General features: G+C 70.7%; 21 protein-coding genes and 1 tRNA gene. 12 read left to right on the forward strand and 10 right to left on the reverse strand.

All coding sequences use genetic code 11. The features are described from left to right. Positions 1–72 precede the first annotated feature (72 nt). Genes ABZ805_RS22200 through ABZ805_RS22225 form a run of 6 tightly spaced genes read left to right on the forward strand, consistent with a single transcriptional unit; the run spans position 73 to position 7020 of the window. Positions 73–1218, forward strand: coding sequence for an inositol-3-phosphate synthase (locus tag ABZ805_RS22200; RefSeq protein ID WP_358443472.1), 1146 nt, complete (start codon positions 73–75; stop codon positions 1216–1218). Then, entirely contained in the window at positions 1215–2069 is an 855-nt protein-coding gene (locus tag ABZ805_RS22205) for an SCO3242 family prenyltransferase (RefSeq protein ID WP_358443432.1), read from the forward strand. Before ABZ805_RS22200 ends, ABZ805_RS22205 begins: the two co-directional genes overlap by 4 nt. Continuing rightward, complete coding sequence (locus ABZ805_RS22210) at positions 2066–3517, forward strand: EboA domain-containing protein (protein ID WP_358443435.1); 1452 nt, start codon at positions 2066–2068, stop codon at positions 3515–3517. The genes ABZ805_RS22205 and ABZ805_RS22210 overlap by 4 nt, the downstream gene beginning before the upstream one ends. 55 nt (positions 3518–3572) lie before the next feature. Next, positions 3573–4463: a TatD family hydrolase gene (locus tag ABZ805_RS22215; RefSeq protein WP_358443438.1), complete on the forward strand. Its 891-nt coding sequence runs from the start codon at positions 3573–3575 to the stop codon at positions 4461–4463. Then, entirely contained in the window at positions 4460–5608 is a 1149-nt protein-coding gene (gene eboE, locus ABZ805_RS22220) for a metabolite traffic protein EboE (protein ID WP_358443441.1), read from the forward strand. Before ABZ805_RS22215 ends, eboE begins: the two co-directional genes overlap by 4 nt. Continuing rightward, positions 5605–7020: a nucleotide pyrophosphatase/phosphodiesterase family protein gene (locus ABZ805_RS22225; protein WP_358443444.1), complete on the forward strand. Its 1416-nt coding sequence runs from the start codon at positions 5605–5607 to the stop codon at positions 7018–7020. The genes eboE and ABZ805_RS22225 overlap by 4 nt, the downstream gene beginning before the upstream one ends. Here the strand turns inward: ABZ805_RS22225 and ABZ805_RS22230 are convergent. Together ABZ805_RS22230 and ABZ805_RS22235 are read right to left on the reverse strand one after the other, a co-directional pair. After that, the gene (locus tag ABZ805_RS22230) at positions 6990–7796 is read right to left on the reverse strand and encodes an ABC transporter permease (RefSeq protein ID WP_358443447.1); all 807 of its coding nucleotides are present in this window, start codon (positions 7794–7796) and stop codon (positions 6990–6992) included. The two genes, ABZ805_RS22225 and ABZ805_RS22230, sit on opposite strands and share 31 nt — an antisense overlap. A gap of 2 nt (positions 7797–7798) precedes the next feature. After that, the gene (locus ABZ805_RS22235) at positions 7799–8737 is read right to left on the reverse strand and encodes an ATP-binding cassette domain-containing protein (RefSeq protein ID WP_358443449.1); all 939 of its coding nucleotides are present in this window, start codon (positions 8735–8737) and stop codon (positions 7799–7801) included. A 176-nt stretch (positions 8738–8913) separates the two neighbouring features. Here ABZ805_RS22235 and ABZ805_RS22240 point away from each other — a divergent pair, with 176 nt between their 5' ends. Continuing rightward, entirely contained in the window at positions 8914–9561 is a 648-nt protein-coding gene (locus ABZ805_RS22240) for a response regulator transcription factor (RefSeq protein WP_224955878.1), read from the forward strand. Positions 9562–9563: 2 nt separating this feature from the next. Here the strand turns inward: ABZ805_RS22240 and ABZ805_RS22245 are convergent, their stop codons facing one another. The 3 genes from ABZ805_RS22245 to ABZ805_RS22255 form a co-directional block, all read right to left on the reverse strand. Next, positions 9564–10217 carry a DedA family protein gene (locus ABZ805_RS22245; RefSeq protein ID WP_358443452.1) on the reverse strand — a complete coding sequence of 218 codons (654 nt, stop codon included), beginning with the start codon at positions 10215–10217 and terminating at the stop codon, positions 9564–9566. A 228-nt stretch (positions 10218–10445) separates the two neighbouring features. After that, positions 10446–10955 carry an N-terminal phage integrase SAM-like domain-containing protein gene (locus ABZ805_RS22250; protein ID WP_358443454.1) on the reverse strand — a complete coding sequence of 170 codons (510 nt, stop codon included), beginning with the start codon at positions 10953–10955 and terminating at the stop codon, positions 10446–10448. Positions 10956–11108: 153 nt separating this feature from the next. Beyond that, positions 11109–11182, reverse strand: a tRNA-Leu gene (locus ABZ805_RS22255). 125 nt (positions 11183–11307) lie between these two features. On the opposite strand from ABZ805_RS22255, the gene ABZ805_RS22260 reads away from it, so the two are divergent. Both ABZ805_RS22260 and ABZ805_RS22265 read left to right on the forward strand, forming a co-directional pair. Continuing rightward, positions 11308–11778 (forward strand): SRPBCC family protein, encoded by a 471-nt coding sequence (locus ABZ805_RS22260; protein ID WP_358443456.1) that lies wholly within the window; start codon positions 11308–11310, stop codon positions 11776–11778. 199 nt (positions 11779–11977) lie between these two features. Then, positions 11978–12589: a response regulator gene (locus ABZ805_RS22265; protein ID WP_224962936.1), complete on the forward strand. Its 612-nt coding sequence runs from the start codon at positions 11978–11980 to the stop codon at positions 12587–12589. Between the two features lies 1 nt (position 12590). Here the strand turns inward: ABZ805_RS22265 and ABZ805_RS22270 are convergent, their stop codons facing one another. Continuing rightward, complete coding sequence (locus ABZ805_RS22270) at positions 12591–12989, reverse strand: hotdog fold thioesterase (RefSeq protein ID WP_358443475.1); 399 nt, start codon at positions 12987–12989, stop codon at positions 12591–12593. Positions 12990–13094: 105 nt separating this feature from the next. Here ABZ805_RS22270 and polA point away from each other — a divergent pair, with 105 nt between their 5' ends. Beyond that, on the forward strand, positions 13095–15785 hold the full coding sequence (polA, locus tag ABZ805_RS22275) for a DNA polymerase I (RefSeq protein ID WP_358443478.1): 2691 nt from the start codon (positions 13095–13097) through the stop codon (positions 15783–15785). A 293-nt stretch (positions 15786–16078) separates the two neighbouring features. Then, complete coding sequence (locus ABZ805_RS22280) at positions 16079–16492, forward strand: VOC family protein (RefSeq protein WP_358443458.1); 414 nt, start codon at positions 16079–16081, stop codon at positions 16490–16492. Between the two features lie 63 nt (positions 16493–16555). Here ABZ805_RS22280 and ABZ805_RS22285 read toward each other — a convergent pair whose 3' ends face one another. From ABZ805_RS22285 to ABZ805_RS22300, 4 genes are all read right to left on the reverse strand, one after another. Beyond that, a complete protein-coding gene (locus tag ABZ805_RS22285) occupies positions 16556–18622 on the reverse strand; it encodes a YhgE/Pip domain-containing protein (RefSeq protein ID WP_358443460.1) in 2067 nt (688 codons plus the stop codon). Continuing rightward, positions 18619–19257, reverse strand: coding sequence for an ATP-binding cassette domain-containing protein (locus ABZ805_RS22290; RefSeq protein ID WP_358443462.1), 639 nt, complete (start codon positions 19255–19257; stop codon positions 18619–18621). Before ABZ805_RS22290 ends, ABZ805_RS22285 begins: the two co-directional genes overlap by 4 nt. A 32-nt stretch (positions 19258–19289) precedes the next feature. Beyond that, positions 19290–20240, reverse strand: a complete 951-nt coding sequence (locus ABZ805_RS22295) for a GNAT family N-acetyltransferase (RefSeq protein ID WP_358443464.1) — start codon at positions 20238–20240, stop codon at positions 19290–19292. Between the two features lie 94 nt (positions 20241–20334). Next, on the reverse strand, positions 20335–21117 hold the full coding sequence (locus ABZ805_RS22300; RefSeq protein WP_358443467.1) for a class I SAM-dependent methyltransferase: 783 nt from the start codon (positions 21115–21117) through the stop codon (positions 20335–20337). Positions 21118–21764: 647 nt separating this feature from the next. Here ABZ805_RS22300 and rpsA point away from each other — a divergent pair. Further along, positions 21765–23264, forward strand: coding sequence for a 30S ribosomal protein S1 (gene rpsA / locus ABZ805_RS22305; RefSeq protein ID WP_358443470.1), 1500 nt, complete (start codon positions 21765–21767; stop codon positions 23262–23264). Positions 23265–23320: the final 56 nt, after the last annotated feature.

A 23320-nucleotide genomic window follows, 5' to 3' on the forward strand; every position in this document is an offset into this window, starting at 1 on the left:
GAGCGGACGCTGCGAATGGGTTCATGGGAGGAAACGGCGTTGCAGGGTTCTGGGGGATCCGGGAATGTGGGAATGTGGCTCGTGGGCGCCCGCGGGTCGGTCGGGACGACCGCGATCTGCGGTCTGCTCGCGATGCAACGGCAAGCGGTGCCGCCGATCGGATCGGTCACCGACGGTATGACCTTCGGTGCCGCCGACGTGCCGGAGTGGAACGACATCGCGATCGGCGGACACGATGTCGTCGACACGCCGCTGCGCAAGCGCGCCGAGCAGCTCACCGCCGCCGGATCGCTGCCCGGGCGACTCGTTCCGCTGATCGCGGACGATCTGTCCGAAGTGGACGAAGATATCGCGATCGGCTGCACCTCGGGTCGGTCGACGCAGCCGCAGAAGGACATAGTGCGTCGCCTTGCCGCGGACATCAGCCGGTTTCGGGACCGCCACGGCCTGGCTCGGGTCGTGGTCGTGAACGTGGCCGCGACGGAGGCACCGCTGTCGCCGGAACCGGGGCACGAGGATCTCGCCGCGCTCGGGGACGCACTCGCCGCTCCTGGGCGGGCGGTGTTGCCGCCCAGTTCCCTCTACGCCTACGCGGCCCTGTCCGCCGGGTGTTCCTACGTGGACTTCACGCCGTCCCCGGGCATCCGGCTCCCGGCGCTGGAGCAGTACGCGCGTCAGCGCGCGCTCCCGTACGCGGGCTCGGACGGCAAGACCGGGCAGACGTTGCTGCGCACGGTGCTCGCTCCGATGTTCACCGCGCGTGCGCTCGCGGTGCGGTCCTGGTCGGGAACGAACCTGCTCGGCGGCGGCGACGGCGCGACGCTCGCCGAGAGCGACCGCGCGTCCGCCAAACTCGCGTCCAAGTCCCGTGGACTGGGCGCGTCGCTGGGGCAGGACGTGACGGCCCCGTTGCACATCGACAACGTGCCCGAACTCGGCGACCGCAAGGTGGCGTGGGACCACGTGCAGTTCGAGGGTTTCCTCGGTGCTGAGATGAGCCTCCAACTCACCTGGTCCGGTTACGACTCGGCCCTCGCCGCACCGCTGGTCCTGGATCTGACCCGCCTGCTCGCGGGCGCGCACGCCGCCGGACTCAGCGGCCCCGTCGCGGAACTGGCGTGCTTCTTCAAGGATCCGGTGGCAGGCGAGGAACACGGTTTCGCCGACCAGGTGCGCACGTTCGAACGGTGGGTCGCGGAGCTGGGGGCGGACGCGTGAGCCGCTGGATACGGCTGCTCCGGGCGCCCGCGGCGTTGACGGCGTGGGCGGATCCGGTGGTGGGCTCCGTGGCCGCCGGGCGGTCCTTTCAGGGGCGCCGCTGGCTCCTTCCCGCGTCGGCGGCCGCGTTCTACTGGGCGGGGATGGTCCTGAACGACTGGGCCGACCGCGACGAGGACGCGGTGGAACGGCCCGAACGCCCGATTCCGTCCGGCGAGATCGCCGCAGAGCACGCGATCGCGGCGGCGACCGGATTGCTGACGGCGGGGGTCGGGCTCGCGGCGCTCGGCGGAGGCAGGGACGCGGTGCACGTCGCGGTGCTGTTGGGGGCGACGGTGTGCGCATACGACCTCGTGCTCAAGAACACTCCTGCCGCACCCGTCGGCATGGGTGCCTGTCGCGCGCTGAACGTGCTGCTGGGCGCGGGCTGGTCCGGCACGCGCGCGGCGGCGTTCGAGGCCGGACTCGTCGCCGCGCACACGGTGGGCATCACCGCGCTGTCCCGCGGCGAGGTCCACGGAGCGGCACGGGGAATCGCCGTCGCGGCGCTCGGCGGCACCGTAGCCGTGGGAACGGCCGTGGTGGCGTCGCCCGCACCGTTCGCCCGGCACCGGGTCCAGGCGTCGGCAGCGGGTCTGGTCTATGCCGGTTTCGTGGGGAGTCACCAACTGCGTGCGGTGCGCAGCCCCGTCGCTCCCGCAGTCCGATCGGCGACCGCGGCGGGGATCCACGGCATGATCGCGTTGCAGTCCGCGCTGGTCGCTCGCCGTGGTGCGGGTGCGGTCGCCGTCGTCATCGCGGCGGCGCTGCCGCTCGCACGGCGGCTCGGCAAGAAGGTGAGCCCGACATGAGCGGGTTCGCGCTCGGCTACGGAACCAACGGCTTCAGCAACCATCGGCTCGACGATGCGCTGACGCTGATCGCGGAACTCGGTTACACGGCTGTGGCGCTCACCCTCGACCACGACCACTTGGACCCGTGGGCACCGACGTTGCCCGGGGACGTGGCTCGGGTCGCGTCCCGGTTGCGGGAACTGGGCCTGCGCTGCGTGGTGGAGACCGGAGCGCGGTACTTGCTGGACCCCCGCCGCAAGCACCATCCGACCCTGCTGTGCGCGGAACCGGAGCCGCGGGTGGAGTTCCTGCGACGAGCGGTGCGGATCGGTGCCGAGCTGGGAGCCGACAGCGTGTCGTTCTGGTCCGGCGTCCGGGAAGCGCACGTCGACCCGGAGCCGGCGCGGGAGCGACTGCTCGCGGGTATCGCCGAGGTCCTCGACGAAGCCGAGCGCAACGAGGTCCCGTTGGGGCTCGAACCCGAGCCGGGGATGTTCGTCCAGCAGCTGAGCGAGGCGCTCGACGTGCGCGAAGCGCTCGGTTCACCGGAGTGCCTGGGCATCACGCTCGACGTCGGCCACTGCGTCGCGGTCGAACCCGTCGACGCCGCGACGTGCGTCCGCCAGGCCGCCGGGTTGCTCGTCAACGTCCAACTCGACGACATGCTGCCGGGCGTGCACGAGCACCTCGAATTCGGCGACGGTGACCTCGACCTGCCCGGCACCCTCGCCGCCCTGGACGAGGTCGGCTACCGCGGGGTGGCGGCGGTCGAGTTGCCACGGCACAGCCATGCCGCCCCGGCGGTCGCACGGCGGGCCATCACGGCGCTGCGCCGAGCGCGCGGGGAACCGGCCATACCTAGGTGGGAGCCTTCCGGAGCAGGAGCGTGGGTAGAGCAGGCGCGGGCGCGGATCCGGGCCGATCCCACGGCGATCCGAGCGCTCTTTCCCGCCGCAGGCCGGCACGCCGGGCGGGCGCCGATCCGCGCCGACGTCGACGCGGCGGGACTGGTGCACGGGACGGAGGACGACCGGGCACGCACCGCGATGCTGACCACCCTCGCCGCGGTCGTGTCCCCCGAGGTTCTCGCCGCCGAACTCGGCGAGCTGTACCGGTACGGGGACGGCGCGGAACGGCGCGGAGTCCTCCGTGCTTTGCACGTGATCCCGGCCGGGGCCGCCGGCGCGGGGCTCGCGCTCGTCGAAGATGCGCTGCGCACCAACGACAGCACGCTGATCGCGGCCTCGATGGGCTCGTTCGCCGCGCGGCACCTCGACCAGCCCGCATGGCGTCACGGCGTTCTCAAGTGCCTGTTCCTCGGGATTCCGCTGGCGGCCGTGGTGGACCTGGAACGCAGGCGCGACGACGAGTTGGCTCGGATGGTGACCGACTTCGCCCGCGAGCGCCGCGCGGCGGGTCGGCCGGTTCCCCGGGACGCCGACCGGCTGCTGGCCGCCCGGAACTGACGCCTACGCCATGAGTTCCCAGCACACCGACCGACGAACGACCCGAGGACGATTCATGCGCATCTTCGATCCGCACATCCACATGACCTCGCGCACGACGCGGGACTACGAGGAGATGTACGCCCACGGCGTCCGTGCTCTGGTCGAGCCCGCGTTCTGGCTCGGTCAGCCCCGCACCTCGGTCGGGTCCTTCACCGACTACTTCGACGGACTCCTTGGGTGGGAGCGCTTCCGCGCCGCGCAGTTCGGGATCCGCCACCACTGCACGATCGCGCTCAACCCGAAGGAAGCCAACGACGCGCGGTGCCTGCCGGTACTGGACGTCCTGCCCCGGTACCTCGCGAAGGACGGGGTGGTCGCTGTCGGGGAGATCGGGTACGACTCGATGACGCCGCAGGAGGACGAGGCGTTCGCCCGTCAACTCGGCATGGCGGTCGCGCACGACCTGCCCGCCCTGGTGCACACCCCGCACCGCGACAAGGTGGAGGGGACACGTCGCACCCTCGACGTCGTACGGGAGTCCGGCATCGCGCCCGAGAAGGTCGTGGTCGACCACCTCAACGAGGTGACCGTCGCGCCGGTGGCCGAGTCGGGGTGCTGGATGGGCTTCTCGCTGTACCCGGACACGAAGATGGACGAGCACCGGTTGGTGGCGCTGCTCCGGGAGTACGGCACTGATCGGGTGCTGGTCAACTCCGCCGCCGACTGGGGCCGGTCGGACCCGTTGACGACGTACCGAGCCGGACTGGCCATGCTCGAAGCCGGTTTCACCGAGTCCGATGTGGACAAGCTGCTGTGGTCGAACCCCGTCGACTTCTACGGTCGGAGCGGCCGTCTGCTGCTGGACGAACTTCCCGCGTTCACCGGTACGCCCGTCGAGTTCGCGGGCAACTCGGTGCTGCGCGGGGCGCGCGCGGCGACCGCGGAGGCAGGAGGGCGGTCATGACGGAGTTCTCGTACTGCACCAATGTCCACCCTGCCGAAGACCTGGCGGGGCTGCTCGACCAGCTTGATCGCTACGCGGTCCCGATCCGGGAACGGGCCAGGCTGGATCGGCTCGGGCTCGGGCTGTGGCTCTCGGCGGACGTGGCCGCCGCGCTGGCCGCCGATCCCGGCAGCGTGTCGCGGCTGAAGCGGGCATCGCGCGAGCGCGGGCTGTTCGTCGAGACGCTCAACGCGTTCCCGTACCGGGGCTTTCACGATCCGGTGGTCAAGCACTCGGTGTACCGGCCGTGCTGGGGCGATCCTCGTCGTACCCGGTACACCGTCGATTGCGCCCGCGTCCTCGGTGGACTGTTGGACGAGGACGCGGAGTACGGCAGTATGTCGACGCTCCCGTTGGGTTGGCGCGACGGATGGACCGACACCGACGGCGAGCGGGCGCGCATGGCGTTGGACCGTGTCCAGGACGCGCTCCGGGAGGAAACGTCACGATGCGGACGTCCGGTGCGGCTCGCGATCGAACCCGAGCCCGGATGCGTCCTGGACGAGGTTTCGGACGCAGTGCGGTGGATGTGGGACCGCGTGGACCCCGACGTCGTGGGGCTGTGCTTGGACACCTGCCACCTCGCGGTCTCCCACGCCGACCCGGAGAGCGCCGTGCGCCAGGTCTACGACGCCGGCTTGCAGGTGTTCAAGGTGCAGGTCTCGGCCGCTCTCGAAGTCCCGGACCCTGCTGACCCGCGGGCGCGGAAGTCGTTGGCGGAGTTCGCGGAACCGCGCTACCTGCACCAGACCCGAGAGCGCGGGCCGGACGGCGCGGTGTCCAAGGAGGATGACCTCGACGCCGCGGTGGACACCCTTCCGGGGCTGGGGCCGTGGCGCGTGCACTACCACGTACCGCTGCATTGCCAGCCGGTCGAGCCGCTGCGCGCGACGACCTGGGTGATCGAGGAGGCGCTCGATGCCGTGATGGCCTGCGCGGGGAGTGTGACGCCGCATCGGGAGATCGAGACGTACACCTGGAACGTGCTTCCCGAGCGTCATCGACAGGACCTGGTGGACGGCATAGCCGCTGAACTGCGCTGGTCCGAGCGGAACCTCGCTCACCGGCCTGGCCCGGTCCTCCCGCGTGGACAGGAGATTCGATGAAACCCGTGCTGCTGCTGGACATCGTGGGGATGACCCCTGCCCAGCTCCGCCACATGCCGTCCGTCGCGGCGCTCGGGAACCGTGGCGCGCGCGCCGAACTCGGCACCGTGCTTCCCGCCGTGACGTGCAGCGCGCAGTCGACCTTCCTGACGGGGCGGATGCCGGCCGAACACGGCATCGTCGGCAACGGCTGGTACTTCGGCGACCTCGGCGAGATCCATCTGTGGCGGCAGCACAACAAGCTCGTAGCGGGGGAGAAGCTCTGGGAGTCGGCGAGGGCGGTCCAGCCGGACTACCGGGCCGCCAACCTGTGCTGGTGGTACGCGATGGGCGCGTCCACGGACCTCACGGTGACCCCGCGCCCGGTCTACCACGCCGACGGGCGCAAGTCACCGGACTGCTACACGCGCCCGCCGAGCCTGCACGACGAGCTGACCGAGCGGTTCGGCCCCTTCCCGCTGTTCCACTACTGGGGGCCGACGGCGTCCCTGCGCTCGACCCGGTGGATCGTGGGCGCGGCCCGCCACGTGCTGGCGCACCATCGGCCCGATCTGCAACTGGTGTACGTGCCGCACTTGGACTACGACCTTCAGCGGTTCGGCCCCGACTCGCCGGAAGCGGTCGCGGCGGCCCGGGACGTGGACGTCGAACTGGCGCCGTTGCTGCGCGAAGCGCAGGAATCCGGGGTGACGGTGGTGGCGTTGAGCGAGTACGGCATCACCCCGGTCCAGCAGCCCGTCGACATCAACCGCGCCCTGCGTGCGGAAGGGCTGCTGGAGGTCTACACCCAGGAGGGCATGGAGTACCTGGATCCGTGGGCATCCCGGGCGTTCGCCGTCGCCGACCACCAGGTCGCGCACGTCCACGTCGCCGACGAGTCGGACCAACCGAAGGTGCGTGACCTCGTCCGCGCGCTCGGAGGCGTGGACGAGGTGCTCGACCGTTCGGCGCAACAGCGGTACGGCCTGGACCACCACCGCGCCGGCGACTTCGTCGCCGTCGCCGAACCCGATGCCTGGTTCACGTACTACTACTGGCTGGACGAGGACCGGGCCCCGGACTTCGCCCGCGGCGTGGAGATCCACCGGAAGCCGGGGTTCGATCCCGCGGAACTGTTCTTCGATCCCGCGGATCGGTGGGCGAAGGTCCGCGCGCTCACGGGACTGGCTCGCAAACGCGTCGGTTTGCGCTATGCCATGAACGTGGTGCCCACCGACCCGCGATGGGTGCGAGGCTCGCACGGCAGGCTCCCCGACTCGGCCGAGCACGGCCCGGTCCTGCTGTCCACGGACCCGTTCCCGGACGGCATCGTCGGTCCGGGCGACCGGATTCCGGCCACCCGGGTGCGCGATCTGGTGCTCGGCCTGCAAGGTCTGACAGGTCAGGCATCCCGCAAGCGCAGCACCGAGTAACCGACCCACCAACCGAGCGCGGCCCATCCGGCCAGGACCGCCACGGCGATCGACGGCGCGTACCCGTCGAACTCGGCGACGCCCATGAGCACCATGCCCGCCGGCCCCGGCATGTACTCGGCGGCCTTCGCCAGCCAGGGGATCGGCGTGGCCTGCAAACCCATCGGAAGGATCAGCAGCACGAGCACCGACACGGCGAGCGTCCCCGCCACGCTGCGGACGGCTGCGCCGATGCCGGTGACGAGGACACCGGCCATGGCGAGGTAGACCCCGACGGCGACGCTGCGCGTCAGCCACTCGGCAGCACCGGCGGCGTCGGCGAACTCACCGAGCGCGAGCGTCGCGACCGCCGTTCCGGCAAGCCCGAGCACGATGCCCCACACCAGCAACACCGGTGCCAGCACGGCGCATTTGGCCATCAGCATCCGTCCGCGGCGGGGCTGGCACTGCAACGTCGTGAGAATGCTGCCGGTGGCGTACTCCGAAGTGATCGTCATCGCGGCCAGGGTGAGCAGGGCGAACTGTCCACCGTAGAGCACGCCGACGGTCGCGTTGTCCAATGCGGACGTCGCGCCGTTCTCGGCGCCTCCGGCGGACGCGAGCGACCGCACCGACAGGCCGAGCACGACGCTGTAGAACACGACCAGGGCCAGCGAGGTGCCGAGGGAGATCCAGGTCGAGCGCACCGAGCGGAGCTTGGTCCACTCCGACGCGGGACCAGCGAGCGCGCTGCGGCGGCCGGGGGCGGCCGAGCGAGGCGAGGTGGTGTCGGTCATGGTCAGCTCCGCACTTCCGCGTCAAGGCCGGATTCCGGCGCGTTGTACTCGACGTCGCCTTCGGTCAGACGCATGTACGCGTCCTCAAGGGACGGAGTGACCGACCGCAGCTCGTGCAGCCGCACTCCGAGTTCGTGCGCCAGGTCGCCGACGTCACCGGTGGTGGCACCGCGCACGAGCACCCCGTCGTCCTCGTCCTCGCACGTGAACCCGGCGGCGTCGAGGTGCTCGCGCAGGACGGTGCGGTCCGCGCCGTCTCCGGTCCGGACGAACGCGGCTTCCTCCTCGGTGGAGCTGATGACCTCGTCGATCGGTGCGTTCGCGATCAACCGGCCCCGGCCGATGATGATCAGTTGATCCGCTGTCAGTTGCATCTCGCTCATGAGGTGGCTGGAGACGAACACGGTGCGCCCTTCGGCGGCCAGCGAGCGCGCGAGGCCGCGCACCCAGCGCACGCCGTCGGGGTCGAGCCCGTTGACGGGTTCGTCGAACAGCACGGTGTGCGGGTCGCCCAGCAGTGCCGCGGCGATCCCCAGCCGCTGGCCCATGCCGAGTGAGAACGTCCCGGCGTGCCGGGAGGCCACCCCGGTGAGGCCGACGGTGTCGAGCACCTCGTCGACGCGACCGGCCGGGATGGCGTTGCTCCGCGCCATCGCGAGCAGGTGGTCGCGTGCGGACCGGCGCGGGTGCAACGCGCGTGCGTCGAGCAGCGCTCCCACCTCGCGCAGCGGATCGCGTAGCGCCGCGTAGGTGCTGCCGTTGATCCGAGTCTCGCCGGAAGTCGGCCGGTCCAAGCCGAGGATCATCCGCATGGTGGTTGACTTACCGGCCCCGTTCGGGCCGAGGAACCCGGTGACCTGCCCTGGACTCACCTCGAAGGTCAGGTCTCGGACAGCGGTCGTGCTCCCGTAACGCTTCGTCACGTCGTGCACCGTGATCATGGAATCTCCGTGCTGTGTCGTCGGATCGGCCAGGGCTGGGCGAGCGGATGGCGTCAGATGGAAGGATCGGGTTCGGGGCGTGGATGGGATGATGCCGAGGTGGCCTCGCTGCGCACGCGACGGGCTACCCTCGGTGTTCGGAATTCCGCGCGGGGCGAAGTGGCTGAGGGGGTTGCGTGATTCGGGTCCTGCTCGTCGACGACGAGACGCTGGTGCGTACCGGCCTGCGCTTGATCCTCAATCCGGCCGAGGACGTCGAGGTGGTCGGCGAGGCCGGTGACGGCAGGGAAGCCGTGGATGCCGTCGCCAGGCACCGGCCGGACGTCGTGCTCATGGACGTCCGCATGCCGACCATGGACGGACTCGCCGCGTCGGAGGAACTCCAGCGGCGCGCCGATCCGCCCAAGATCATCATGCTCACGACCTTCGCCCTGGACGACTACGTGCACCGGGCCCTGCGCGCGGGCGCTGTCGGATTCCTGCTCAAGGACACCGAGCCTCGGGACCTGCTCGGTGCGGTGCGCACCGTCGCGGCCGGGAGCGCGATGCTCTCGCCCACGGTGACCAAGAGGCTGCTGACGACCTTCGCCGAAACCGAACAGTCGGAGGTCGAGAAGTTCCGCCGGCGACTGGACGTGCTCACGGCCCGTGAACACGACGTGATCCGCGCTGTGGCGCGAGGGCTGTCGAACGCCGAGATCGCCCGGGAGCTGTTCATGAGCGAGGCGACCGTGAAGGCGCACGTGAGTCGGTCGCTGTCCAAGCTCGGCTTCCGCAACCGGGTCCAGGCGGCGATCCTGGTGCACGACGCGGGTTTGGACTGATTTCACCGGGAGGACGTGACCGGGTCGGAGTTCTCGGGTGCCGCTTCGTCCGACTCGGGGCCGCGGCGCCGGTAGAGCCACCGTCCTGCCTCGGCCAGGACCGTGACCGACAGGGCGAGCCCCAAGCCGAACAGCAGACCCAGGATCGGGTTGCGCTCGAAGGCGATGCCGCCCAAGTAACCGATCAGTCCTGAATAGACACCCCAGCTCGCGCCCGCGAGCAGGTCGAAGCAGGTGAAGCGGCACAGCGGATAACCGACCATCCCGACGGTCAGCGTGGTGACGGTGCGGCCGCCGGGGATGTACCGGGCGATGACGAGGATCAACCCGCCGCGCTCCGCGAGCGTGCCGCTGGCCCAGTCGAACGCGGCTTGGCGTCGGGGGGCGGTCCGGAGGTGCGTGAGCAGCTTGGCCCCGGCGAACCGCCCGACGAAGTACGAGACGTGGTCGCCGAGGACGGCACCCGCCGCCGACACGGCGATGACCAGGGCGAGGTTCGTCGTCCCGTTCGCGGCGAACACGCCAGCCGTGATGACGAGGCTCTCGCTGGGTACCACGGGGAAGAAGCCGTCGATCGCCGAGAGGGAGAACAGGGCGACGTACAACCACGGCGAGCCGAGGAACGTGGTCAGGACGTCGAGTATCGCTTCCTTCATGCGGTGCTCGATGTCGTGGTGGCAACGTCACGACGGGCGCGACCGTTCATGATGGGAAACCTTCCGGTGGTGCAACGTGTTTCCCGAAGTCTGCGGAGGACAGGCCGCCGACGCATTAGCCGAAAGGATCCTGTTGACCCCTACTTTGGAAACGTCAACTGACAGCATCGTGTACGTCACCGGGTGACGTGCAGGCCCGAGCCGCCATGTGCTGTCCACCGCTCCGGTTCAGCACTCGCCACGTCGACCCGCGACTCGGATCCGCCTCGTCGGTCCGGCACCGCGTCGGGCCGCGAGCCGGTGCCCTGGTGTGCTGTCGGTGCGGAACACGGCGGCGTCGAGGTCGAGCAGCGCGTCGGTGACCTCGGCGGCCGGCAGCGGGCCGCTCCGAGAGCCGCGGGCGCGGCAGTGCCGGAGTTCGCTGTAGAAGCTCTCCAGCATCCGCGCACTGATCTTGTTGACCGCTGTCTCGCCGAGCACGGGGAGGATGGTGCGCCGGATGTAGCCCTCGTACGTGTGGCGCGTGCTCTCTTCCAGTTCGCTGGCGCGCAGCCACTCGCTCAGCGCGTAGGAGAGCGCGACGGTCGACGGTGCTGAGTTCTGCTCGTTGACCTGGTTGAGCAACTTCGTCAGGGCCTTCTCGGCGCGCTTGCGCGCGGCGTCGGTCGTGCCCTTGATCGTCTCGCGTAGGTGGACCCGCTTGCCGGTGACCGGATCGACGCCCGCGTACACGACCACCCGGAAGCCAGTGGCTCGCTCCTCGATCCGGCCGCGCTCGCGGGACTCTGAGCGCGCAGCATCGTGGCGTTGAGCGCGCTCGTCCCCGAGGTCACACTTCAGCAGACCGAACCATGATCCAGAGTTCGGAGTGTTTCCGCTGGTGAGCGGTAGTGCCCCCGGTCAGAGTCGAACTGACACTGTACGGATTTTGAGTCCGCCGCCTCTGCCGATTGGGCTACGGGGGCCGAGCGGGGTCGAGCTTACCGGACGGGTGATCACCGGGCTGGGAAGGGGTGCTCGGCGGGGTTCGGTGTGGACTCGGCCGGACGAGCTCTGCGCGGCTGTCGTGGCGCCTGCCTACCCTCCAGGGATGGTGCGGGTCGATGTGGCTGGGCGGGTGGTCGCCGCCGAGGTGTGGCGGGTGTACGCGGCGCTGGTGGATCCGGTGGCGCTCGCCGCGTGGCTGCCGCCGGCGGGGATGTGCGGACGGTTCGAGCGGTTCGACGCCCGTCCGGGTGGGTCGTACCGGATGGTGTTGAGCTACGTCGACGCGACCGGCTCGCCGGGGAAGGCGACTGCGGACTCCGACGTGGTGGAGGCCCGGTTCGCGGCGCTGGTGCCGGGGGAGCGCGTGGTGCAGGAGGTCGAGTTCGACTCGGACGATCCGGCGTTCGCGGGGACGATGACGATGACCTGGTCGGTCGCCGCGGTCGGTGGCGGCACTCGGGTGGAGGTCCGGGCGGAGGGCGTGCCGGAGGGCATCTCCGCGGCGGACCACGTGGCGGGGCTGGAGTCGTCGCTGGCGAACCTCGCCGAACACCTGGAATCCGCCGCCGGCTGAGGTCGGTCCCGTTCGCCGGTGCCGCCCGGCTCGCGGCCCTGTCGGCCACCTGGGCGTCGCGCCGATGTGACCTGCCGGAAACGGGTGTCGGGATGGTCACCCTCCCTGGTCATCTCAGCTGGAGGGCCTGGCCGGTAAGCTGGTTTTTCCCGGTGCGGGACCGCACTGGACCGTGTCAGAACTACCCCAGGAGGACCCGGTGACCACGCCGGCTGCCGAGGACCCAAGCGAGGCCAAGCCCGTCGAACGTCGCGTACTCGTGGCCGAGGACGAGGCGTTGATCAGGCTCGACCTGGTGGAGATGCTCAAAGAAGAGGGGTACCAGGTCGTCGGTGAGGCCGGGGACGGGCAAGAGGCCGTGCGGCTGGCCGAGGAACTGCGGCCCGATCTGGTGATCCTGGACATCAAGATGCCGAAGATGGACGGCATCGAGGCGGCGTCGAACATCGCGGGCGAGCGCATCGCGCCCGTGGTGATCCTGACCGCGTTCAGCCAGCGCGACCTGGTGGAGCGGGCGCGCGACGCGGGGGCGATGGCCTACCTGGTCAAGCCGTTCGCGAAGCGCGACCTGGTGCCCGCGGTCGAGCTGGCCGTGTCCCGCTTCACCGAGGTGCAGGCGCTGGAGGCCGAGGTCGCCGACCTCAGCGAGCGCCTCGAGGCGCGCAAGACGATCGAGCGCGCCAAGGGCCTGCTGATGAGCAAGCACAACCTCTCCGAACCCGAGTCGTTCCGCTGGCTGCAGCGGACCGCCATGGACCGCCGGACCACGATGAAGGCCGTGGCCCAAGCGGTGCTCGAGAACCTGGAGTGACTCAGCCCGCGGGCTGATCGCGGATGACGCAGGTCAGGCGTGCCGTGCAGGTGCGCCTGTCCTGCTCATCGGTGATGACGATCTCGTAGGTCGCCGTGCTGCGACCCCGGTGCAGCGGGGTGGCGACGCCGGTGACGCGGCCTTCCGTGGCCGAGCGGTGGTGCGTGCAGGACAGCTCCAGCCCCACCGCGATCCGGCCTTCTCCCGCGTGCAGCGCCGAGGCGATGGAACCGACCGATTCGGCCAGCACCGCGTTCGCGCCCCCGTGCAGCAGTCCGTAGGGCTGCTTGTTGCCCTCGACCGGCATCGTCGCGACCACACGTTCAGGTGAGTATTCGAGGTATTCGATGCCCATCCGGTGCTGCAACTGGCCCGGCTCCGGGTTCAGCACCGCTGCCATCGAATCCTTCGCGGGCTGCTCGTTCTCGGTCGCCGTCACGGTCCACCCCTCCTCGTGCCTCGCCGCACGTGCTGTCGGTGGGTCAGCCTAGACTCCCGCGACGTGATGGCTCCCGAAGACCGACGCCTGCTGTTGATCGACGGCCATTCGATGGCCTACCGAGCGTTCTACGCCCTGCCGAAGGAGAACTTCCAGACCGGCACGGGCCAGCACACGAACGCGGTCTACGGCTTCACCTCGATGCTGATCAACCTGCTGCGCGACGAGCAGCCGACCCACTTCGCGGTCGCGTTCGACGTGTCCCGCAAGACCTTCCGCAGCGAGAAGTTCGCCGAGTACAAGGCGAACCGCAGCGCCAGCCCCGACGAGTTCAAGGGCCAGGTCAGCCTGATCCAGGACGTGCTGGGCGCGCTGTCGGTGCCGGTGCTGAGCAAGGACAACTACGAGGCCGACGACGTCATCGCGACGCTCACCACGCAGGCCACCGGCGAAGGCTTCTCGGTCGCCATCTGCACCGGCGACCGCGATGCGCTGCAGCTGGTCACCGACGCGGTCACCGTGCTGTACCCGACGAAGGGCGTTTCCGAGCTCACCCGGTTCACGCCGCAGGCCGTCGAGGACAAGTACGGCCTCTCGCCCGAGCAGTACCCGGACTTCGCGGCGCTGCGCGGCGACCCCTCGGACAACCTGCCGAAGATCCCGGGCGTCGGCGAGAAGACCGTCACCAAGTGGATCCAGCAGTTCGGGTCGCTGGCGGGGCTCATCGACCGCGCCGACGAGGTGAAGGGCAAGGCGGGCGAGGCGCTGCGGGCGAACCTGGCCTCGGTGCAGCTGAACCGGGAGCTGACGCAGCTGGAGCACGACGTGCCGCTGGGCGTCACCCCGGCCGACCTGGTGGTCGCGCAGTGGGACCGGGACGCGGTGCACAAGCTGTTCGACGACCTCGAGTTCCGGGTGCTGCGGGAACGGCTGTTCGCCACGCTGTCCGCCGCGGAACCCGAGGTGGAGGACGGGTTCGAGGTGACCGGCGGCGCGCTGGAGACCGGTGCGCTCGCCGGCTGGCTCGACGAGCACGCCCGGGACGGCCGCCGCGTCGGGCTCGCGTTCAGCGGGACTTGGACGACCGGTGCCGGTGACCTGGCGGGCATCGCGCTGGTCGACGCCGACGGCGCCGGGGCGTACGTGGACGTCACCGAGCTCAACGCGGACGACGACAAGGCGCTGGGGGAGTGGCTGGCCGACCCGGCGCTGCCGAAGGCCGCCCACGACGTGAAGGGCCCGCTGCACGCGCTGCGCGGCCGCGGCTGGGCGCTCGCCGGGCTGACCAGCGACACCGCGCTCGCCGCCTACCTGGTGCGCCCGGGGCAGCGCTCCTTCGACCTGCCCGACCTGGTGGTGCGCTACCTGCAGCGGGAGCTGCGCGCCGAGGACGAGGGCGGCGACGGCCAGCTGTCGCTGCTCGCCGACGAGGAGCAGGACAAGGCCGACGCCGCCAACGCCGAACTCGTGAAGGCCCGCGCGGTCGGCGAGCTCGCGGACGCGCTGGACGCCGAGCTGGGGCGCATCGACAGCCGCGGCCTGCTCACCGACCTGGAGCTGCCGCTGCTGGCCGTCATCGACGAGCTGGAGGCCGCGGGCATCGCCGTCGACTCCGACCTGCTCGACGAGCTCGGCGCGCACTTCGCGGGCCGCGTCAAGCAGGCCGCGCAGGAGGCCTACGACGTCATCGGCAAGGAGATCAACCTCGGGTCGCCGAAGCAGCTGCAGGTGGTGCTGTTCGACGAGCTGGGCATGCCGAAGACGAAGCGCACCAAGACCGGCTACACCACCGACGCCGACGCGCTGCAGGGCCTGTTCGAGAAGACCCAGCACCCGTTCCTGCAGCACCTGCTGGAGCACCGCGACGCCACCCGGCTCAAGACCACGGTGGAAGGCCTGGTGAAGTCCGTCGCCGACGACGGGCGCATCCACACCACGCTGAACCAGACCATCGCCGCCACCGGCCGGTTGTCCTCCACCGATCCGAACCTGCAGAACATCCCGATCCGCACCGAGGAAGGGCGCCGGATCCGCGAGGTGTTCGTCGTCGGCTCCGGCTATTCGGAGCTGCTGACCGCCGACTACAGCCAGATCGAGATGCGCATCATGGCGCACCTGTCCGGCGACGAAGGGCTCATCGAGGCGTTCCGCTCCGGTGAGGACCTGCACAACTTCGTGGCCTCGCAGGCGTTCGGGGTGCCGATCGGCGAGGTGGACCAGGAGCTGCGGCGCCGGGTGAAGGCCATGTCCTACGGGCTGGCGTACGGGCTGTCCGCGTTCGGGCTGGCCCAGCAGCTGCGGATCTCCGCGGAGGACGCGAAGGCGCAGATGGACGCCTACTTCGCCCGCTTCGGCCGGGTGCGGGACTACCTGCACGAGGTGGTGTCGCAGGCGCGGGAGGACGGCTACACCTCGACGATCCTCGGTCGCCGCCGCTACCTGCCGGACCTGCTCAGCGACAACCGGCAGCGCCGCGAGATGGCGGAGCGGATGGCGTTGAACGCGCCCATCCAGGGCAGCGCCGCCGACATCATCAAGGTGGCGATGCTGGGCGTGCACCGCTCCCTCGCGGAGGCGGGCCTGCGGTCGCGGATGCTGCTGCAGGTGCACGACGAACTGATCATCGAGCTGGTCGACGGGGAACGCGCCGAGGTGGAGCGGATCGTGCGCGAGCAGATGGGCGCGGCCTACCCGCTCGAGGTGCCGCTGGAAGTGTCGGTCGGCGCGGGCCGTTCCTGGGATTCGGCGGCACACTGAGTACACGGCGGGTGCACCGTTCGTCGTATGGCGGACGGCACACTCGAGGTTGGCATATGCCGAGGACATGGTCTCCGAGCTGCGGAGATTGCGGCTCGATCACGAAACCTGCGTTCTCCGGCGCCGCGGTAGTCCCAGCCACTGAGATGGCCGGAACGTGAACGCGGCGGGCCCCCTGTTGGACCTTTCGGGTGATAGCCGGGATAGCCTGCCTACTTCGCGGAAAGCGGATGCCGACGAGCCGGCGCGCGGTGCGCACGGCGGACCCGGGGCGGAGGTCCCGGAGGAGGAAAATGATCAACATCGACAGAGTGGACCACTTGGTGCTCACCGTGGCCGATGTCGATCGGGCGGCAGAGTTCTACGAGCGCATCCTCGGGATGCGCACGGTGACCTTCCCCGGTGACCGGCGCGCGGTGAGCTTCGGGCAGCAGACCATCAAGCTGCACGCCGCCAGCGAGCTGGTCGAGCCCACCGCGACGCACCCGGTGCCCGGCTCGGCCAACCTGTGCTTCGTCACCGAGCAGCCCATCAGCGAAGTGCAGGAGCACCTGCGGGCCAACGACGTGCGCATCGAGGAGGGGCCGGTCGGCCGCACCGGTACGTTCGGGCCGATCACCTCGCTGTACCTGCGCGACCCCGACGGCAATCTGATCGAGGTCGCCCGGTACGACGAAGAAGCGGAGGCCGCTCCCGACGCGGAGTGAGCACCGGAACGTCGGAGGGGCCGTCGAGCACACCGCTCGACGGCCCCTCCGCTCATCCTCGGGTCACAACGACAGCTCCGGCTTCAACCGACCCGGCGTCCACACCCGCTGGCGCGAGGCCGCGATCGTGCTCAGCAGCAGCCCCGCCACCAGGTAGGCGATCAGCACCAGCGCGGACGTGCCCGCGGCCTCCAGCCCCGGCCCGCCGTAGAGCAGGTGCCGCAGCGCGGTGACCACGTAGCTCAGCGGCAGCACCTGGTGCAGCGGGTGCAGCGGTGCCGGAATGGTCTGCCACGGGAACGTGCCGCCCGCGGTGACCAGCTGCAGCACCAGCACGATCAGCGCGATGAACTTGCCCTTCGGTCCGAACGCCGCGTTCAGCGCGTGCACCACGGCGGTGAACGCGAACGAGGTCAGCACCAGGAACCCGAGCGTCAGCCACGGGTGCGCCGGGCTCACCCCGACCCCGAACACCACGACCAGGTACAGCAGCACCGCCTGCGCGATGCCGACGATCCCGGCGGGCAGCCACCCGCCGACCGCGATCTTCCACGGCGCCACCCCGGAGGCCAGCGCGCGCTGCGACAGCGGCCGCATGATCAGGAACAGCACAAACCCGCCGATCCACAGCGCCAGGCCCATGAAGAACGGGGCGAGCCCCGCGCCGTAGGTGGCGGCCTTGACCTGGGCGTCGTTGTTCACCGCGACCGGGTCACCGATGGTGCGAGCGGTGTTCTCCCGGGTGGCGTCGTCCAGGTCGGGGATGTCCTGGGCACCCTTGCCGAGCGAGTCGGCGAGCGTGTGCGAGCCGTCGACGAGCTGCCCGGAGCCGTCGGCGAGCTGGTGCGATCCGTCGGCGAGCCGGTCGGCGCCGTCGGTGAGCTTCTCGGTGCCGGCGACGGCCTGCTGCTCGCCCTGGTGCAGCTGCCGGGCGCCGGAGTCGAGTTCGCCGATGCCGCCGACGAGGGTGCCTGCGCCGTCGTTGAGCTGCCCGATCGCACCGGTCAGCGCGGGCGTGGAGTCGGCCAGCTGCCGGTTGCCGTCGGCGACCTGCCGCGAGCCGTCGGCGAGCTTGTCGATCTGCCCGATCTGGGCCTGCACCTTGTCGTTGGCGTCGGTGATGGGCTGGTTCAGCTCGTCGAGGTGGGCGAGCACCCGCTGCACGGTCTCCTCGTCGGCGCCGGTGGCGCGCAGCTGTTCGGCGATGCGGCTCTTGGTCTGGTCCAGGTCGTCGACGAAGCCCTGCGAGACGTCGCCGAGCCTGCCCGCGGTGTCGGCGAGCTTCTCGTTGCCCTGGGCCACCTGCTCGGCGCCGTCGGCGAGCTTCGCGGACTGCTCGGGCAGCGGTGCGGTGCGCTCCTGCAGCTGCTGGAGCCCGCCGCGCAGCTGCTGGGCGCCGTCGGCGAGCCGCCCGGTCCCGTCGGCGAGCCTGCCGGAGCCGTCCAGCAGCTGTCGCTGCCCGTCGAGGAGCTGGTGCGCGCCGGAGGACAGCTGCCCGGTGCCTTCCTCGGCGGTGCCGAGCCCGTCCTGCAGCCGTCCGGCGCCGTCCGCGAGCTTCCCCGCGCCGTCAGCGGCCTCCAGCGTCTTGTCGTGCACCGTGCCGTAACCGAGCAGCAGCTGGTCGGCGGCCTCGGTGCCCGCGTCGGCGGCGACGGCCTTGCGCACCTCGCCTGCGACCTTGTCGGCGATCGTGGAGATCAAGTAGTTGTTGGTGTCGTTGGTGACCAGCCGCAGCTGCGCCTGCCGGGGCTCGAAGTCGCCGGGCGACATCAGCGCCGCGGAGAAGTCGCGCGGCACGACGAGCGCGAACGTGTAGCGGCCCTGGGCGACGCCCTGCTCGGCGTCCTCGGCCCCGGTGCGCTGCCAGTCGAACGAGCCGGAGTCGGCCAGCTCGTCGTAGACCTTGTCCCCGGCGTCCAGCCTGCTGCCGTCCTCGCGGGTGGCGCCCGCGTCGTCGATGACGACGGCCGCGGGGACGTCGCCGAGCCGGTTGTACGGGTCCCAGTTCGCGTACAGGTACATCGCCCCGTACAGCAGCGGCACCAGCGTGATGGCGACCAGCGCGAGCCGCGGCAGCTTGCCGGAGGTGAGCCTGCGCAGTTCGGTGAGGGCGAGGCGGAACGTGGTCATCGGGCACCTTCTTCGGCGCGGTTGTCCGCGCCCACTCGGGCATGGGGGACGGCGAGCCGGTCGGCGGTGTGCGGCGAGCAGAGCACGACGACCGCGCGCTGCCTGCGGGCCTCCCGCTTCGCCAGCGCGAACCAGGAACTCGGGTCGCCGCCGTGCCGGTCGGGCGTGTCGAGCACCAGCGCGTCGGTGTGCTTCGCCGCGCACGCGAGGTCGACGAGCAGCCGGGTCCGCTCGGTGGCGGGCAGGTTCTCCACGCGGGTGTCGGCGTGCTCGGCGAGGTCGTGCGCGGCGAGCCAGGTCCGGACGGCGGCGCGGCCGGAGCGGCGGCCCGCGATGCTGAGGCCTTCGGCGACCGCGGTGCGCACGGGAACGCTCGGTTCGGGTTCGGTGATCTCCGGGCCGTCGACGATGGCGACCCGGCGGCGCAGCGCCTTCGGGTCGTCGGCGCCGTCGACGAGGACGCGGCCCCGGCTCGGCTTGAGCCGGCCGGACAGGGCGAGGGCCAGGGCGGTGTGGCCGGAGTGGGGTTCTCCGGTGACCACCAGCAGGTCTCCGCTGTTCACGTGCAGCGAGGTGGGGGCGAGCAGCGTGCTGTGCGCCCCGGTGACCTCGACTGCGTCAGCGACGATCTCCACGCGTCGTCTCGACTCCTTCACAGCGGTGGGGGTCAGCGCAGCGCCGTTGCCGGGCGCACCTCCCACATCGTCCACAGCGGCCGGTAGCCCTGGCGGGGCCAGAACACCGACGACAGCGGGTTGGGCGGGTTGTAGTACAGGAAGCTGCCGACGACCCCGGCGCGCGCGAACTCCGCGTGCGCTTCGGCCATCAGCCGCTGTCCCACGCCGCCGCCGCGGGCCCGTTCGTGCACCGACACGCAGTTCACGTAGGCCCACCTGCCGGATCGGAGCCGGTGGCCGCCGGAGTGGCGGTCGGGGTCGATCCAGCCGCACTCGGCGAGTGCGACCGGTGTGCCGTCCTGTTCGGCCAGCCACACCGGGTCGCCGCCGGGACCGTTGCCCGCGGCGAGCCGCAGGCGCGCGGCGTTGCGCTTGAGCTCGGCGGTCCGAGGGCGGTGCACCGAGGCGCCGACGAGGGCGGCGTAGGCGTGCTCGGCGATGGCGAGCTCGACCACGGAGTCCAGATCGGCCGGTTCGGCGCGGCGCAGGTTTACGGTACCAGAGAGTTTCGTATCTAGTGCCGCGGGCGGCGCGGGCGGTCGGATCGCCAGGCAGGACAGCGGGACGAAGCCGTGGTCCAGCAGTGCGCGGGACGCCTCCGCATCCCGGCTCGGCCAGGTCACCACGCACGACGAGTCCTCGGCCGGAGCTCCGTGCGCGGCCAGCCAGCGCCGCCACTCCGCCAGCAGCGCGGCCATGCCCGCACCGGGGTGCTCGCCGAGCAGCGGGAACAGCTCGAAGGAATCGGTGGCCTGCCACAGGCTCTGCGCCGAACCCGGCGGGTTCCGGGTGTGCGCGACCAGCCCGGCGACCGCCGTCCCGTCCGGCAGCCGCGCCAGCAGCGGATCGCCCTTCGGCAGCAGGTACCGCTCCGGCAGCCGGTGGTCCAGCGCGGCGAACCGCGCGCACTGCCGGTCGAGCAGGTCCTGCGCGTCACCCATGTGCGCCGTCACCCCTTCGCCTAGCCGCCGGGTGATCAGGATTCTGGCAGCTCGCGACGATCACCGCGCCCGAACGGCGCACCGCCTGCGGGGTTCAGGCCAGTTCGCAGCAGAAGATCGAGGTGCCGGGGAAGAGCTTGCCGCGCAGGCCGCTCCACTGCCCCCAGGTGTGCGTGGCGCCCGCGGGCCACTCCGGCTCGATGACGTCCAGCAGCCGCAGGCCCGCCGCGTTCAGCTCTCGCACGTAGTCGCCGAGCGTCCGGTGGTGCTCCACGTAGGTGGCGCGCCCGTCCCCGTCGATCTCCACGTACGGCGTCCGGTCGAAGTAGGACTGCGCGACGGTGAGCCCGCCCGGGCCGGGGTCGTCCGGGAAGATCCAGCGCATCGGGTGCGTCACCGAGAACACCCAGCGCCCACCGGGGCGCACCACGCGCACGACCTCGCGGAAGACCGCGCCGACGTCGGCCACGAACGGCACGCCGCCGAACGCGGAGCACGCCAGGTCGAAGCTGTCCGCGGCGAACGGCAGCGCGTCGGCGCTCGCCTGCACCAGTGGCACCTCGATGCCGCTGTCGGCGGCGCCGCGCCGCGCGTGCCGCAGCATCCCGGCGGAGATGTCCAGCGCCACCGGGTGCGCGCCCTGCGCGGCCAGCCAGCGCGAGCAGGGCGCGGAACCCGCCCCGACCTCCAGCACCCGCTTGCCGGTGACGTCGCCGAGCAGCCGGGCGTCGGCCTCCCGCACCCGCTCGGGGCACCAGACGAAGTCGCTGGTGCCGAGAAACTCGCCGTGCTCGGCCGCGTAGTCGTCGGCGTCGGCGTCCCACCACAGCCGGCTCGCCCGGCGGGACTCTGCGGCGTCGGCAGTGCGCTTGCTCACACCCAGAGTGCCCAGCGCCAGCTCGGCGGAGGCGTGCGCGAAACCGCCGTCCGGCTGGTCTTCTGTCGCTGGGTCAGGTGAAATTTCGGGGGCGGCCGAATCGTCGTGCGGCATGAGAAGTCCTGTGGTTCGGTGTTTCGCCGACAAGTGGTTTGCTCCGCGATCGCGCGAACGCGTACGATACCGCCCGCGCCGTGGGTCTTAACGTGTCCGTGCATGCAGGCTGGGGAAAGACGCCCGGGACCGGCTCCGCCGGTCGGCTCCGCCGACCGCCGTCGCCGGAGCCGAGCTTCCCGGCAGGTTGCGCACCCCGATCGGGATTAACGACGGGAGGCCCGGCGTTCGACTGTGGTGCGGTTCCGCCGGGTCCGAGGACGTGGCAGGCCGCGCAGGCCGGGGAAGCAGCGGGTGACCGCTCGAACCGGATCCGGGAGTCGAACACCACCGGGCCGAGCGCGAACGGACCAGTTCCGCCGGTTCCGCCCGCAGAGGTGTCGGTCCCGGAGGCTAAGATCCAAGGTGCAACCCCCAGCGGGTCGTAGCGCGGATGCGTGCTGGTAGGTCTGCCAGCCCGGGTCCCGCGCCGGCCGATGCGGGGGACAACCGCAGGCAACCGACAAACTATCCGTACCGGAGCAACCCACCTGATGTCCACCGACACCACCACCGTTCCGACCACCGCCACCAAGCCGCAGGTCGCGGTCAACGACGTCGGGACGGAGGAGGACTTCCTCGCCGCCGTCGACCTAACCATCAAGTACTTCAACGACGGCGACATCGTTGAGGGCACCATCGTCAAGGTCGACCGCGACGAGGTGCTGCTTGACATCGGTTACAAGACCGAGGGCGTCATCCCGTCCCGGGAGCTGTCCATCAAGCACGATGTCGACCCGGCCGAGGTCGTCACCGTCGGCGACTTCGTCGAGGCCCTCGTCCTCCAGAAGGAGGACAAGGAAGGCCGGCTGATCCTGTCCAAGAAGCGCGCCCAGTACGAGCGCGCCTGGGGCACCATCGAGGAGCTCAAGGACAAGGACGAGCCCGTCAAGGGCACCGTCATCGAGGTCGTCAAGGGCGGCCTCATCCTCGACATCGGCCTGCGCGGCTTCCTGCCCGCGTCGCTGGTCGAGATGCGCCGCGTGCGCGACCTGCAGCCCTACGTCGGCCGCGAGCTCGAAGCCAAGATCATCGAGCTGGACAAGAACCGCAACAACGTGGTCCTGTCCCGTCGCGCCTGGCTGGAGCAGACCCAGTCCGAGGTCCGCAGCGAGTTCCTCAACCAGCTGCAGAACGGCCAGGTCCGCAAGGGTGTCGTCTCCTCGATCGTCAACTTCGGTGCGTTCGTGGACCTGGGTGGCGTCGACGGTCTGGTGCACGTCTCCGAGCTGTCCTGGAAGCACATCGACCACCCGAGCGAGGTCGTCGAGGTCGGCCAGGAGGTCACGGTCGAGGTCCTCAACGTCGAGATGGACCGCGAGCGCGTCTCGCTGTCGCTGAAGGCGACGCAGGAAGACCCGTGGCGCCAGTTCGCCCGCACCCACGCGATCGGTCAGATCGTGCCGGGCAAGGTCACCAAGCTGGTTCCGTTCGGTGCGTTCGTCCGCGTCGACGAGGGCATCGAGGGCCTGGTGCACATCTCCGAGCTGGCCGAGCGCCACGTGGAGATCCCGGAGCAGGTCGTCCAGGTCGGCGACGACGTGATGATCAAGGTCATCGACATCGACCTGGAGCGCCGCCGGATCTCGCTGTCGCTGAAGCAGGCGAACGAGGGCTTCACGCCGGACTCCGAGTTCGACCCCACTCAGTACGGTATGGCCGCCGAGTACGACAACAACGGCGACTACATCTACCCCGAGGGCTTCGACCCGGAGACCCAGGAGTGGCAGGAAGGCTACGACACCCAGCGCGAGGAGTGGGAGCGCCAGTACGCCGACGCGCTGTCCCGCTACGAGCAGCACATGAAGCAGGTCGCGAAGGCCGCCGAGGCCGACGCCGAGGCCGCTGCCGCGGGTGCTTCCGGTGCGGGTTCCGAGCAGGGCGGCGGGAACTACTCGTCCTCCGGCTCGTCCGAGCAGCAGGAGGACGCGGGCTCCCTGGCCAGCGACGCCCAGCTGGCCGCGCTGCGGGAGAAGCTCTCCGGCGGTGCGTGATCTGACGGTCTCCGTCTGATCCGGAACGGATAGGCACGACGGCCCCGCACTTGTTC

This window comes from Saccharopolyspora sp. NPDC047091 (assembly GCF_040643635.1).
In the GTDB taxonomy this organism is placed as follows: Bacteria; Actinomycetota; Actinomycetes; order Mycobacteriales; family Pseudonocardiaceae; genus Saccharopolyspora_C.

Coding starts and splice junctions, on each gene's coding strand:
- ABZ805_RS22200 (WP_358443472.1), top strand. CDS start 73: ATGTGGCTCGTGGGCGCCCGCGGGTCGGTCGGGACGACCGCGATCTGC.
- ABZ805_RS22210 (WP_358443435.1), top strand. CDS start 2,066: ATGAGCGGGTTCGCGCTCGGCTACGGAACCAACGGCTTCAGCAACCAT.
- ABZ805_RS22215 (WP_358443438.1), top strand. CDS start 3,573: ATGCGCATCTTCGATCCGCACATCCACATGACCTCGCGCACGACGCGG.
- eboE (WP_358443441.1), top strand. CDS start 4,460: ATGACGGAGTTCTCGTACTGCACCAATGTCCACCCTGCCGAAGACCTG.
- ABZ805_RS22225 (WP_358443444.1), top strand. CDS start 5,605: ATGAAACCCGTGCTGCTGCTGGACATCGTGGGGATGACCCCTGCCCAG.
- ABZ805_RS22230 (WP_358443447.1), bottom strand. CDS start 7,796: ATGACCGACACCACCTCGCCTCGCTCGGCCGCCCCCGGCCGCCGCAGC.
- ABZ805_RS22235 (WP_358443449.1), bottom strand. CDS start 8,737: ATGATCACGGTGCACGACGTGACGAAGCGTTACGGGAGCACGACCGCT.
- ABZ805_RS22245 (WP_358443452.1), bottom strand. CDS start 10,217: ATGAAGGAAGCGATACTCGACGTCCTGACCACGTTCCTCGGCTCGCCG.
- ABZ805_RS22260 (WP_358443456.1), top strand. CDS start 11,308: ATGGTGCGGGTCGATGTGGCTGGGCGGGTGGTCGCCGCCGAGGTGTGG.
- ABZ805_RS22270 (WP_358443475.1), bottom strand. CDS start 12,989: ATGGCAGCGGTGCTGAACCCGGAGCCGGGCCAGTTGCAGCACCGGATG.
- polA (WP_358443478.1), top strand. CDS start 13,095: ATGGCTCCCGAAGACCGACGCCTGCTGTTGATCGACGGCCATTCGATG.
- ABZ805_RS22280 (WP_358443458.1), top strand. CDS start 16,079: ATGATCAACATCGACAGAGTGGACCACTTGGTGCTCACCGTGGCCGAT.
- ABZ805_RS22285 (WP_358443460.1), bottom strand. CDS start 18,622: ATGACCACGTTCCGCCTCGCCCTCACCGAACTGCGCAGGCTCACCTCC.
- ABZ805_RS22295 (WP_358443464.1), bottom strand. CDS start 20,240: ATGGGTGACGCGCAGGACCTGCTCGACCGGCAGTGCGCGCGGTTCGCC.
- rpsA (WP_358443470.1), top strand. CDS start 21,765: ATGTCCACCGACACCACCACCGTTCCGACCACCGCCACCAAGCCGCAG.